9 protein-coding genes are annotated in these 12,473 nt (G+C 69.9%); all 9 read right to left on the bottom strand.

Translation table 11 applies throughout. The features are described from left to right. Nucleotides 1-42: 42 nt before the first annotated feature. The 9 genes from ftsZ to DMB37_RS32145 all read right to left on the bottom strand — a co-directional run bounded on the left by ftsZ (nt 43) and on the right by DMB37_RS32145 (nt 12,378). Nucleotides 43-1,275 (bottom strand): cell division protein FtsZ, encoded by a 1,233-nt coding sequence (gene ftsZ, locus DMB37_RS32185; protein ID WP_135235882.1) that lies wholly within the window; start codon nt 1,273-1,275, stop codon nt 43-45. Nucleotides 1,276-1,697: 422 nt separating this feature from the next. Further along, a complete protein-coding gene (locus tag DMB37_RS32180; RefSeq protein ID WP_240771751.1) occupies nt 1,698-2,444 on the bottom strand; it encodes a cell division protein FtsQ/DivIB in 747 nt (248 codons plus the stop codon). Nucleotides 2,445-2,448: 4 nt separating this feature from the next. Beyond that, nucleotides 2,449-3,888 (bottom strand): UDP-N-acetylmuramate--L-alanine ligase, encoded by a 1,440-nt coding sequence (gene murC / locus DMB37_RS32175; protein ID WP_240772603.1) that lies wholly within the window; start codon nt 3,886-3,888, stop codon nt 2,449-2,451. A gap of 44 nt (nt 3,889-3,932) precedes the next feature. Next, nucleotides 3,933-5,123 (bottom strand): undecaprenyldiphospho-muramoylpentapeptide beta-N-acetylglucosaminyltransferase, encoded by a 1,191-nt coding sequence (murG, locus tag DMB37_RS32170; RefSeq protein ID WP_135235880.1) that lies wholly within the window; start codon nt 5,121-5,123, stop codon nt 3,933-3,935. Continuing rightward, nucleotides 5,120-6,568, bottom strand: a complete 1,449-nt coding sequence (gene ftsW, locus DMB37_RS32165; RefSeq protein ID WP_135235879.1) for a putative lipid II flippase FtsW — start codon at nt 6,566-6,568, stop codon at nt 5,120-5,122. Before ftsW ends, murG begins: the two co-directional genes overlap by 4 nt. Beyond that, entirely contained in the window at nt 6,565-8,001 is a 1,437-nt protein-coding gene (murD, locus tag DMB37_RS32160; RefSeq protein ID WP_135235878.1) for a UDP-N-acetylmuramoyl-L-alanine--D-glutamate ligase, read from the bottom strand. Before murD ends, ftsW begins: the two co-directional genes overlap by 4 nt. 49 nt (nt 8,002-8,050) lie before the next feature. Next, the gene (gene mraY, locus DMB37_RS32155) at nt 8,051-9,127 is read right to left on the bottom strand and encodes a phospho-N-acetylmuramoyl-pentapeptide-transferase (protein ID WP_107660203.1); all 1,077 of its coding nucleotides are present in this window, start codon (nt 9,125-9,127) and stop codon (nt 8,051-8,053) included. Nucleotides 9,128-9,274: 147 nt separating this feature from the next. Further along, a complete protein-coding gene (gene murF, locus DMB37_RS32150) occupies nt 9,275-10,789 on the bottom strand; it encodes a UDP-N-acetylmuramoyl-tripeptide--D-alanyl-D-alanine ligase (RefSeq protein WP_135235877.1) in 1,515 nt (504 codons plus the stop codon). Beyond that, nucleotides 10,786-12,378 (bottom strand): UDP-N-acetylmuramoyl-L-alanyl-D-glutamate--2,6-diaminopimelate ligase, encoded by a 1,593-nt coding sequence (locus DMB37_RS32145; protein ID WP_135235876.1) that lies wholly within the window; start codon nt 12,376-12,378, stop codon nt 10,786-10,788. The genes murF and DMB37_RS32145 overlap by 4 nt, the downstream gene beginning before the upstream one ends. Nucleotides 12,379-12,473: the final 95 nt, after the last annotated feature.

Here is a 12,473-nt window from a genome sequence, read left to right as displayed (position 1 = left end):
CCCGTCGGGGTCAGGGCCTTCAACAGTGCAAGCTGCCCGGTGTCAGCGCCGCATGAACGACGGCACGTCGACATCGTCGTCATCGTCGTCGGGCGGTTCGATGTGGGTGCGCGCGTTGCTCGCCACGGTCGGCTCCGCTAAACGGGCGCGCTCGGTGTCGCGGTAGCTCGGTACCGCGCCGCGGGTCGAGCTGGTCGAGCTCGCGGTGGCGGACGCGACGTCGGTGCTGCGTGCCGCGACCTCGGCGGTACGGCTCTGGCCGACCTCGCCTGCGCGGGCCGATCCGATGGTGCCCCGGCTGGCGGTGTCGAAGGTACGCCGGGCGGGTCCTCCACCGTCAAAACCCGCTGCGATCACGGTGACTCGTACTTCGTCGCCGAGCGAGTCGTCGATCACCGTGCCGAAGATGATGTTGGCCTCGATGTGCGCGGCCTCCTGAACCAACGAGGCAGCCTCGTTGATCTCGAATAGGCCGAGGTCGGAGCCGCCCGCGATGGACAGCAGCACGCCGTGCGCGCCGTCCATGGACGCTTCGAGCAGTGGTGAGTTGATCGCCGACTCGGCCGCCTTCACCGAGCGGCCCTCGCCGCGCGCGGAGCCGATGCCCATCAGCGCGCTGCCCGCGCCGGACATCACGCTCTTGACGTCGGCGAAGTCGACGTTGATCAGACCCGGGGTGGTGATCAGGTCGGTGATGCCCTGGACACCGTTGAGCAGCACCTCGTCCGCCGAGCGGAACGCGTCCATCAGGCTGACCGCCGCGTCGCCGAGCTGGAGCAGCCGGTCGTTGGGGATCACGATGAGCGTGTCGCAGGACTCGCGCAGCTGGGTGATGCCGGTTTCGGCCTGGCCGCCGCGCCGCTTGCCCTCGAAGGAGAACGGCCGGGTGACGACGCCGATGGTCAACGCGCCGAGCTTGCGCGCGATCTGCGCGACGACCGGGGCGCCACCGGTGCCGGTGCCACCACCCTCGCCCGCGGTCACGAAGACCATGTCGGCGCCCTTGAGCACCTCTTCGATCTCGTCCTTGTGGTCCTCGGCGGCGCGGCGGCCGACCTCCGGATCAGCGCCTGCGCCGAGACCACGGGTGAGTTCGCGGCCGACGTCGAGCTTGACGTCGGCATCGCTCATCAGCAGGGCCTGCGCGTCGGTGTTGACCGCGATGAACTCGACACCTTTGAGGCCCTGTTCGATCATCCGGTTGACGGCATTCACACCGCCGCCGCCGATACCGACGACCTTGATCACGGCAAGGTAGTTGTGCGGGGGCGTCATGGGCTCTCGCCTTCCTTCGATCTAAAGCCTGTCGTTTTCGGATTCGAGACACTTCGCCCGTTCTGCCGGGCCGAAGTTCGCCTGAGCGGCTTCACTCAGCGAACCGCCGCCCGGGCAAACCCTAAACCTCAACCATAGGGTTAGCGTTATGTCAAGTATCCGACTGCTGCGGAACGCTATTCGCCGCCGCCGCAATACACGCGCAGGCGCGCCGAAACGAGAGACAGAATCTTGTGTGATCCCTCTCGTCTCGCAGCCCCGCACGACGTATGGTGAACGGTTGCCCCCCGGCGCTTGCCGCGCGGCGCGAGGGCCGGCGGCGTGAGCGTCAGGCCCGGAGGCGACGGTCCGCGCGACTCCGGAGAGTCGGCGAACGCCGCCCATCGAATTCTGCAATTCGATGCGGGCGCAATGGGTATCGCTCACTTTACCGTGACCAGATTAGGACTCGAAACATCGAACACCGTTCCAGGGCGGGTCAGCAGCGGAAGCACGACCGCCGACTTGCGTTCGGCATCGTTCATCCCGCCCCAGAGTACCGTGCGCCCATCCTTCAGATTCAGCGAAACATCCGAAATGGACCGCGCCACAACCTCGTCCACCTGGATGCCCAGCGCGGGCGGCAGCGCGGCGAGCACCGCGACCGCGGCCCTGGTCGCGGGGGCATCGCTCGCCGGGTGATCGGTGACCAACTTGGGCACCCCGATCGGCACGTCCTCGATCGCGAACTCCACGCTTTCCACGTCGAGCAGATGTGCGCCCTGCGGACTCTCGAAGTACAGCACCGGAACCCGCTCGACCACCGTCACCTGCACCGTCGACGGAAAAACCCGCTGCACCCGAGCCGAGCGCACCTTCGGAATACTCGCCACTCGCCGGGCGACGGCGTCGGTGTCGATGCGCAGCATCGAGCGCCCCGAAGGGATTTCGAGCAGCTCGCGCACCTGCTGTTCGGGTACCGCGACCGCGCCGTCGATCTCGACGGTACGCACCGAGAGCACCGGCGTGAACAGCGCGACGCCGCCGACTATTGCAAGGACGCACACGCCCAGCAATCCCCACAGCCGGACCCGGCGCCAGCCGTCCGGGCCGAGCCACGCGCCGGCCGAGCGCACCGAACCGAGACCCGCCCTGCGCACCGAACCGTCGCCACGCTCCCTGCGAGTCACGGCCTCACCGCCCGTACTGGGGGCGCGCCCGTAAGCTGTCGAGGATCTGGCTGCCGAGCATGGTCACATCGCCCGCGCCCATCGTGATCACCACGTCGCCGGGCAGCGCGAGCCGGGCGACCTGACGGCCGACCCGCGACATATCCGGTTGGTAATGCACGGGTTTGGTGACCGATTGGGCCACCAGCGCGCCGTTCACGCCGGGCAGCGGCTTCTCCCGGGCGCCGTACACGTCGAGCACGACCACCTCGTCGGCCAGGCTGAGCGCGGCGCCGAAGTCTTTCGCGAAAGTCGCGGTGCGGCTGTACAGATGCGGCTGGAACACCACGATCACCCGGCCTTGCCGCGACCGCGCCCCGTCCCTGGCCTCCTGCTGCACCAGTTCCGCCGCGGCGCCGAGCACGGCACGCACCTCGGTCGGATGGTGGGCGTAATCGTCGAAGACGCGCACCCCGTTCTCCCGGCCGGCGAACTGGAACCGCCGGTGCACGCCACCGAAACCCTCCAGACCCTGGATGATTTCGTCCACGTCTGCCCCGGCCGCACGGGCGGCGAGCAACGCGGCCAGCGCGTTCAACGCCATGTGCCTGCCGGGCACCGACAACCGCAGGGTGCGCGGCGCGGCCTCGTCGTCGAGCTGGAACTGGGCGATACCGCCGACATCGCGCGGCTCCCAGCTGTGCAGCCGCACACCGACCGGCACCGGCGCGTCGGCGAGTTCGCCGGAGCCGTAGCCGAGGACGCGAATGTTCTTCTCGGCCAGCCTGGCGCCGACCCGTTCGGCCAGCGCCCGGGAACCGGGATCGTCCAGGCAGACCACCAGCAGGCCACCCTCGGCGAGCCGGTCGGCGAAATCGTCGAAGACCTGGACATAGGCCTCGTCGGTGCCGAAGTAGTCCAGGTGGTCGGACTCGATGTTGGTGACCACCGCGACGTCCGGGTCGTACTGCAGCAGCGACCCGTCGCTCTCGTCGGCCTCGGCCACGAAGATCTTGCCGGTGCCGTGGTGGGCGTTGGTGCCCGCCTCGTTCAGCTCGCCGCCGACCGCGAAGGACGGGTCGAATCCGCAGTGCTGCAACGACACGATGAGCATCGAGGTGGTGGAGGTCTTGCCGTGCGTGCCCGACACGAGCAGGGTGCGGTGCCCCTGCATGAGCGATGCGAGCACGGCCGGGCGCAGCAGCACCGGGATGTCGCGCCGATTCGCCTCCATCAGTTCGGGATTGGTCTTCGGGATGGCCGCGTAGGTGGTGACCACCACGGTCGGGCCGCCGGGCAGCAGGTCGAGCGCACTGGCGTCGTGGCCGATGCGCACCTGCGCGCCGCGTGCCCGCAACGCGAGCACACCGCGGCTCTCCTTGGCGTCGGAGCCGGACACGGCGCCGCCCCGGGAGAGCAGAATCCGAGCGATGCCCGACATTCCGGCACCACCGATACCGACCATGTGCACCCGCGCCAACGACGGCGGCAGGGCGGAAAGGTCCTCGTTCACGACTGCGCCTCGCTAGCGCTCGGCTCCGTCGCGCCCGAGAGTCGGCTGTGTCTGTGGTTCGATCGCTGACGCTCTCGCACGGCGGCCACCTCCAACACGATCCGCGCCACCGTATCGGCGGCGTCGCGATGCCCGGCACCGGCGGCGGCACGGCCCATCTCGGTCAGCCGTGCGGGGTCCATGAGCAGCGGAATCACCTCATCGATCACGTATTTCGGGGTCAACTCCGAATCGGGCACGATTCTGCCACCGCCCTGCCGGACCACCGGTCTGGCGTTGAGTTCCTGCTCACCGTTGCCGTGCGGAAGCGGCACATAGAAGGCGGGCAGTCCGACTGCAGACACCTCGGCGACGGTCATCGCGCCGGACCGGCAGACCACCGCGTCGGCGGCGGCGTAGGCGAGATCCATCCGCGAAAGATACGGCACCGCCACATACGGTGCGCGCGCGCCACTCTCGACCTCTGCTGCGGCAACCTGGAGGGTGTTCTTCGGGCCGTGCGCGTGCAGCACCGAGATGCCCGCCGCGGCGAGTTGCGGCGCGGCACCCGAGACCGCCTCGTTCAGGCTCCGCGCGCCTTGCGATCCGCCGAACACCAGCAGCACCGGTCCCTCGGCGGGGAGTCCGAAGTGCGCCCGCGCCTCGGCGCGCAGCGCGGCCCGATCCAGCGTGGTGATCGCGGCGCGCACCGGAATGCCGACGACCTGCGCACCGGCCAGCCCCGAATCCGGTACCGCGGCAAGCACCCGGGTGGCGCGGCGCGCCCCGACCTTGTTCGCGATCCCGGCCTTGGCGTTCGCCTCGTGCACCACCACCGGCACCCTGCGCCGGCGCCGCAGCAACCCCGGCCCGGCGGCCAGATAGGCAGGCAGCGCCACGTAACCGCCGAAGCCGACGATCACATCGGCCTCGACCGCGTCGATCACCGCCCTGGTCCGGGCCACCGAGGCCCGCACCCGGCCGGGCAGCCGCAGCAGATCGGCGGTCGGCTTGCGCGGCAACGGAACCGGCGGGATCAGCTCGAGCGGATAGCCACGCTCGGGGACCAGTCTGGTCTCCAGGCCGCGCTCGGTGCCGAGCGCCGTCACTCTGATCGAATCGTCGAGCCGCCGCAGCGCGTCCGCCACCGCCAGCGCGGGCTCGATATGGCCCGCCGTGCCGCCGCCTGCGACGATTACCGAGATCACCTAGATTTTCCTCGTTCTCTTGTGTGGTTGACCGGATAGCTGGGTTCCCACGCTCTGGTGGCGCGCAGCGAGCTGGTGCCGCGGCTCTCCGGCGAGCGGCGCCGCGGCTCGGGCTGCGGGCGCCGCGCCGGTGGCAGCGCCGACTGTCTGCCCGGCCGTGGTGCTTTGGCCCGCTGCGCGGACCTGGCCCGTGCGGCGCTCGCCCTGGCCGGCGAGTACACCTCCGGCTTGGGCAGCCGCAGCAACTTGCTGAACCTACCGTCTTGCCCGGCGTGCAGCGCGGAGACCGCCTCGGGTTCGTGCCTGGCCGCATTGGCGATGATGCCGAACATGAACAGGGTGATCGCCAGCGACGAGCCGCCCGCGGAGACCAGCGGCAGCTGCAGGCCGGTGACCGGCAGCAGCCCGACCACGTAGCCGATGTTGATCAGCGCCTGGCCGGTGATCCAGGTGGTCGCGGTGGCGGTGAGCAGCCGCAGGAACGGATCGACCGAGCGGCTGGCGATGCGCAGCCCGGTGTAGACGAACAGCGCGAACAGTCCGAGCACCAGCGCACAGCCCAGGAAGCCGAGCTCCTCGCCGATGATGGCGAAGATGAAGTCGTTGTGCGAGTTGGGCAGGTAGCTCCACTTGGCCCGGCTCTGCCCGAGGCCGCGACCCCAGATGCCGCCGTCGGCGAGCGAATAGAGCGCTTGGCGTGCTTGGTAACCGATGCCCTGCGGGTCGTCGCCGGGGTTGAAGAACGCGCGCATGCGATCGGAACGATAACCCGCCGACAAGGCGAGTATGAAGGCGGCGATCAGACCGGACACCGAGATCGTCACGAACAACCGCAGCGGCAGGCCGCCGAACCAGAGCAGCGCGGCGAGGACGATGCCGAGCGCGATCGTCGTCGACAGGTTCGGTTCCATGACGACGAGCAGGCACACCAGCAGGCCCGCCGGGACCAGCGGCATCAGAATGTCTTTCAGCCCGGCATGTTCCGAGCGGCGCGACGCGAGCAGATGCGCACCCCACACCACCAGGGTGACCTTGACGATCTCCGACGGCTGCACGCTGAACAGCCCCAGGTCGATCCACCGCCGCGCGCCCTGCACCTTGGAGCCGATGCCGGGGATCAGCACCAGCACCAGACCGATCACCGAGAGCACGAACAACGGAAACGACCACTGCCGCAACCGGCGCAACGGGATACGCAGGGCGAGATAGAACAGGACGGCACCGATCGCGGCGAACAGCGCCTGCTGGATGAACAGCGAATACGCCGATCCCCCATCGGCATACGCCTCGACGCTCGACGCGGAGAGCACCATCACCAGGCCGAGCACGGTGAGCAGCGTGGCGATGGTGACGACCAGGTGAAACGACGCGAGCGGCCGCGCCAGCCAGGCGACGAACCTGGCTCCGGCTCCGGCTTGTTCCTTACGCCGCGTCGTTTCGCTCATAGCTGCCGCCCGACGTCACCGTCTTCCAGTGCGTGCACCGCCGCCGCGAAACTGCGGCCCCGGTGCGTGTAGTCGGCGAACATGTCCAACGAGGCCGCCGCGGGCGCGAGCAGCACGGTGTCGCCGCGGGTGGCGAATCCGGCCGCGGCCTGTACGGCGCGCGCCATCACGGCGTCGGCCTTATCTCTCGACGCGTCACCCATCCCTGCATCGTCTCCCGCGATCAGCTCGATGACCGGGACCTCGGGTGCGTGTCGCGCCAACGCGACCGCGAACACCGGCGCGTCGGCCCCGATCAGCACCACGGCGACCAGCCGGTCGGCGACCTCCTCGACCAGGTCCTCGATCTGCGCGCCCTTGAGCTGACCACCGGCCACCCAGACCACCTGCGGGTGCGCCAGGATCGCGGTGCGCGCGGCGTGCGGATTGGTGGCCTTGGAGTCGTCGATGAAGTCGACCCCGGCGACCTCGCGCACGAACGCCGACCGGTGCGGGCCGACCTTGTGCTCGATCAGCCCCTCCCTGATGAACTGCGGCGCCACATCGATGGCCCTGGTCAGCGCGGACGCGGCGAGCGCGTCGGCGACACCGGCCGGGCCGGGCGGGCTGATATCGCCGACCTCGGCAAGGATCGCGGCCTTGGTGAACGCGCGGTCGAGCAGTTTGCCGTCGACCACGCCGAGCTCACCGTCGGCGGGCACGCCGATCCGGAAGCCGACGGTGCGCCGGGCTTTCGAGCGACGGGCCAGCGAGGCCGCCACCGGATCGTCGAGACCGACCACGCCGACCCGGCCGACCAGCGCGCGTGCCTTCGCGGCGGCGTAGGCGTCGAGCCCGCCGTGCCAATCCAGATGATCCTCGGCCACATTGAGCACCACGCCCGCCTCCGGACGCACCGACGGCGCCCAGTGCAGCTGGAACGAGGACAGCTCGACGGCGAGCACCTGCGGTCCGGGGTTGCGCCGCAACGCATCCAGGATGGGCAGGCCGATATTGCCGCACGCGACACTCGGGATGCCCGCGGCGCGCAGGATGGCGTGCGTCATCTGCGTGGTGGTGGTCTTGCCGTTGGTTCCGGTCACCACCAGCCACTTGCGGACCGGGCCGTAGATCCTGGCTTGATCGACCCACCAGGCGAATTCGACGTCGCCCCACACCGGGATGCCCTCGGCGACCGCCGCGGCGAGCACCGGCGAGTCCGGCCGCCAGCCCGGGCTGGTGATCACCAGCGCGAACCGGCTCCAGTCCGTGGTTTCCAGTTCCACGCAGGTGGCGATGTCCAGGCCGAGGCCGGCCGCCTCGGCGAGCGCCGCGGCGCCGCCGTCGGTGACCACCGGGCGCGCGCCGATATCGCGCAACGGCTCGACCAGCGAGCGCCCCGATATGCCCCAGCCCGCGACGAGAACGTCACGGCCACGCAGGAATTCGAGCATGGGCCCCGGTGTTCGCAGGGCCCGAGGAGAATGTTCGACCATCGCTAGTTCACCCGACCGCAGAGAGATATTCGCTGTAGAACAAGCCGAGGCCGATGGCCGAAGCCATCGCGGCCAATAGCCAGAACCTGATGATCACCGTAGTCTCGGCCCACTTGCTGAGTTCGAAGTGATGATGGAACGGCGCCATCTTGAACAGCCGGTTGCGCGTGGTGCGGTACACCGCCACCTGCAGCACCACCGACAGAGTTTCGGCCACGAACAGCGCGCCGATGACGATCATCAGCAGCTCGGTCCGTGTGGTGATGGACAGTCCGGCCAGCATGCCGCCCAGCGCCAGCGAGCCGGTGTCGCCCATGAAGATCTTGGCGGGCGCGGCATTCCACCACAGGAACCCGACGCACGCGGCGGCGCCCGCGGCACAGACCAACGCAAGGTCGAGCGGGTCGCGCACGTTGTAGCAGCCGACCTCGGCCTTGATCTCGCAGGCGTGGTAGTACTGCCAGAACGTGATGACCACGTAGCCGCCGAGCACCAGGCTCATCGATCCGGCGGCGAGCCCGTCCAGTCCGTCGGTCAAATTCACCGCGTTGGACCAGGCGACGACGACGAGGCAGACGAAGACCAGGAACACGACGACACCCATCGTCACCGTGCTGATGTCGCGGACATAGGACAGCTGCCTGCTGGCCGGTGTCAGCCCGCTCGCGCCGCGGAACTGCAGTGCGAGCACACCGAAGACGACGGCGGCGGTCAGCTGGCCGAGATACTTGCCCGCGGCGGTGAGGCCGAGGTTGCGCTGCTTGCGGATCTTGATGAAGTCGTCCACGAAGCCGACACCGCCCAGCGCGGTGGCCAGGCCGAGCACCAGCAGGCCGGACGCCGACGGGCCGTCCGCGCGGTAGCCGATGCCGATCAGATGCGAGCCGAGGTAGCCGGCCCACATGCCGATGATGATGGCCACGCCGCCCATGGTCGGGGTGCCGCGCTTGGCTTGGTGACTGGCCGGGCCGTCGACCCGGATCTCCTGACCGAAGCCCTGCTTGGCGAACATTTTGATCAGCAGCGGGGTCAGCAGAATCGATACGGCGAGCGCTATCGCAGCCGCGAATAGGATTTGTCTCACGACCAAGCCTCGCTAGCGCTCAGCTTCGCCGTTCGACAAGCGGTCGCTGTACTACTGGTTCGCTCGCTTCGCTCACTCACGACCAAGCCTCGCTAGCGCTCGGCTCAACCGTTCGACAAGCGGTCGCTGTATTGATGACTCGCTCGCTCAATCCCTTGCCTCCGTGCTTCCCGTACGTCCGCTGGATGGCTCCGCATTGATCAAGTGTTCGGCGACCTCCCAGAGGCCCACCGACTTCGACGCCTTGACCAGCACCACATCACCCGCCTCGACTTCGTCGTCGAGCAACGCGATGGCCGCGCCGATGTCGGGCACGAGGATCGCCTCCTCGCCCCATGAGCCTTCCATCACCGCTCCCTGATGCATCGCCCGGGACGGCCTTCCGGTGCCGACCACGATCAGCCGGTGCACGTCCAGCCGCACCGCGAGCCGGCCGATCAGATCGTGTTCGATGACGGATTCTTCGCCCAGCTCGCCCATCTCGCCGAGCACGGCCCAGCTGCGGCGCGGGGTCTCGCCCGCGCGCGCCATTGTGACCAGCGCTTTCAGGGCGGCGCGGACGGAATCGGGGTTGGCGTTGTAGGAGTCGTTGACGACGGTCACGCCGCCCGCGGTGGTCCGCACATCCATCCGGCGGGCCGAGGCGGCGTGCGCACCGGACAGCGACCGGGCGATGGTCTCGAGGTCCGCACCGCATTCCAGCGCGACCGCCGCCGCGGACAGCGCGTTGCCGACCTGATGTTCGCCGTGCACGGCCAACTGGATCGGGATGCTGCCCGCCGGGGTGTGCAGGGTGAAACCGGCGCGTGCCTCGTGGTCCAGGCGGATGTCGGTGGCCCGCACGTCGGCGCTGTCGGACTGGCCAACCATCACCACGCGGGCGGTCGTCCGCGACGTCATCGCGGCGACCTGTGGGTCGTCGGCGTTGAGCACGGCCAGACCGGTCGGCGGAAGCGCCTGCACCAGTTCGCCTTTGGTCTTGGCGATGGCCTCGCGGCTGCCGAACTCACCGAGGTGCGCGGTGCCGACGTTGAGCACGACGCCGATGCTCGGCGGCGCGACCTCGGCGAGCGCGGCGATATGCCCCGGCCCGCGCGCGGACATCTCCAGCACCAGGAAGCGGGTATCGGCGTTGGCGCGCAACGCGGTCCACGGATGGCCGAGCTCGTTGTTGAACGAACCCGGCGGCGCGACCACGGTGCCCAGCGGCGCGAGCACGGCGGCGAGCAGGTCCTTGGTGGAGGTCTTGCCCGAGGATCCGGTCACCCCGACGACGGTGAGAGTGCCTGCCGCGGTGAGGCGTTGCACGCTGGCGCGGGCCAGGTCGCCGAGCGCGGCGAGCACCGCGGCCCCGGACCCGTCCGAATCGGCCGCCAGCGCAACCGAACTCGACGGCACCGAGCCGGGACTCGGCGTGACGACGATGGCGGGCACGCCCACCGGGCGGGCCGCGAGCACCGCGACCGCACCGGCCGCGACCGCCGCGGCGGCGTAGTCGTGGCCGTCGGACCGCTCCCCCGGCAGGGCCAGGAACAGATCGCCGGAACCGATTCGGCGCGAATCGAACTCCACCGAACCGGTGACCCGCGCCGCCGGGTCGGGGACGTCGTGCAGCGTGCCGCCGACGACGTCCGCGATCTCCCGCAGTGTCATCTCGATCATGAAACCGTCAAGTCCTCCGCGTCCGCGTTGTGCGGACTTCGCTTGTCCAGTGCCGCCGCGAGCACGTCGCGGTCGTCGAAGGGGTGCTTCACGCCCCGGATCTCCTGTCCGGCCTCGTGCCCCTTACCCGCAACCAGTACCACGTCGCCGGGCTGAGCCCAATTCACCGCCGCCGCAATGGCTTCGGCGCGATCGCCGATCTCGCGCACGACACCGCGCGCGTCCTCGGCCACCGCCAGCGCACCGGACCGCAGCGCGGCCCTGATCCGCGCCGGATCCTCGCTGCGCGGATTGTCGTCGGTGATGATCAGCAGATCGGCGCCGCGGGCCGCCACCTCGCCCATCAGCGGACGCTTACCCGCGTCGCGGTCACCGCCGGCACCGACCACCACGGCGAGGCGTCCCGGCGACTCCGGCGCGTCGGCCGCGAGATGGCCACGCAGCGTGGCGATCACCGATTCCAGCGCGGCGGGCTTGTGCGCGTAGTCGACGATCGCGAGGAAGTCCTGGCCGCGCTCCACCCGCTGCATCCGGCCCGGCACATCGACGGTGGCCAGGGCGGGCGCGGCGACCGAGGCGTCGACCCCGGCGGCGGCGCACACGGCGACCGCGAGTAGGCCATTGGCGACGTTGTAGCGCCCCGGAAGACGTAGTCGCACAGCGACATTGCCGGTGGGCCCGGCCGCGCTGAATTCCTGTTCGCCACCGTGCGCCGCGATCGCGCCGTCCAGCCGCCAATCACCGGTTCCGGTGGTGGACACCGTGATCGGACCGTCGAGCCCCTCGGCGAGGCGCACGCCCCACTCGTCGTCGACACAGATCACCGCGGTCCGGGCGGCCACCGGCGAGGTGGGCTCGAACAGCCTGCGCTTGGCGGCGAAGTAGTCCTCGAAGTCGGCGTGGAAGTCCAGGTGATCCTGCGACAGGTTGGTGAACGCGCCGACCGCGAAGCGGACCCCGTCCACCCGGCCCAGCGCCAGCGCGTGGCTGGACACCTCCATCACCACCGCGTCCACGCCCTGCTCGACCATCAGCGCGAACATCGCGTGCAGCTGCGGCGCCTCGGGGGTGGTCAGCGCGCTCGGCACTCGACGGCCGCCGATCCTGGTCTCGATGGTGCCGATCAGCGCGGTCGACAGGCCCGCGGCCGCCAGCCCGGCCTCCACCAGATAAGAGGTGGTCGTCTTGCCGGAGGTGCCGGTGATGCCGACGATGCGCAGCTGTTCAGAGGGATTGCCGTAGATCGCCGCGGACAGCTCGCCGAGCACCGCGCGCGGATCCTCGCGCGCCAGCACCGGCACCGGCAGTTCCCCCGCGAGCTCCGCACCCGCCGCATCGGTGAATACCGCGACCGCGCCACGCTCGACCGCGTCGGCGGCGAAACGGGCACCGTGCGCCTGCGCGCCGGGCAGGGCGGTGAAGAGGTCACCGGGCCGCACCGCCTGTGACCGCTGCTCGACTCCGGTGACCTGGATCTCGTCGAACGCGGGTCCGGTCGCCGCGGCGCCGGTCAGCGCCTGCACGGCGGTCAGCGCGGTCGACGGTGGGCGAGCGGGCCGGAGCGCGTGCTGGCTGGACTGCGCAGGCACATTGCTCCTCTCTGATACGGGCGGGGACTGGGACGACGAGTCAGGTTACCGACGGCCGGTCACGGGTCAGCAACGCGCCCAGGTGTTGCCGTGCC

Origin of the sequence: Nocardia sp. CS682, from assembly GCF_004634405.1 — a bacterium.
In the GTDB taxonomy this organism is placed as follows: Bacteria; Actinomycetota; Actinomycetes; order Mycobacteriales; family Mycobacteriaceae; genus Nocardia; species Nocardia ninae.
The sequence above is the reverse complement of the archived record's forward strand: the minus strand, read 5'-3'. Positions and strand labels throughout refer to the sequence as shown.

What these genes read in the sequence shown, in the direction of transcription:
- ftsZ (WP_135235882.1), bottom strand. Translation starts at nt 1,275, where the DNA reads ATGACGCCCCCGCACAACTACCTTGCCGTGATCAAGGTCGTCGGTATC.
- murC (WP_240772603.1), bottom strand. Translation starts at nt 3,888, where the DNA reads ATGGTCGGTATCGGTGGTGCCGGAATGTCGGGCATCGCTCGGATTCTG.
- ftsW (WP_135235879.1), bottom strand. Translation starts at nt 6,568, where the DNA reads ATGAGCGAAACGACGCGGCGTAAGGAACAAGCCGGAGCCGGAGCCAGG.
- murD (WP_135235878.1), bottom strand. Translation starts at nt 8,001, where the DNA reads ATGCTCGAATTCCTGCGTGGCCGTGACGTTCTCGTCGCGGGCTGGGGC.
- murF (WP_135235877.1), bottom strand. Translation starts at nt 10,789, where the DNA reads ATGATCGAGATGACACTGCGGGAGATCGCGGACGTCGTCGGCGGCACG.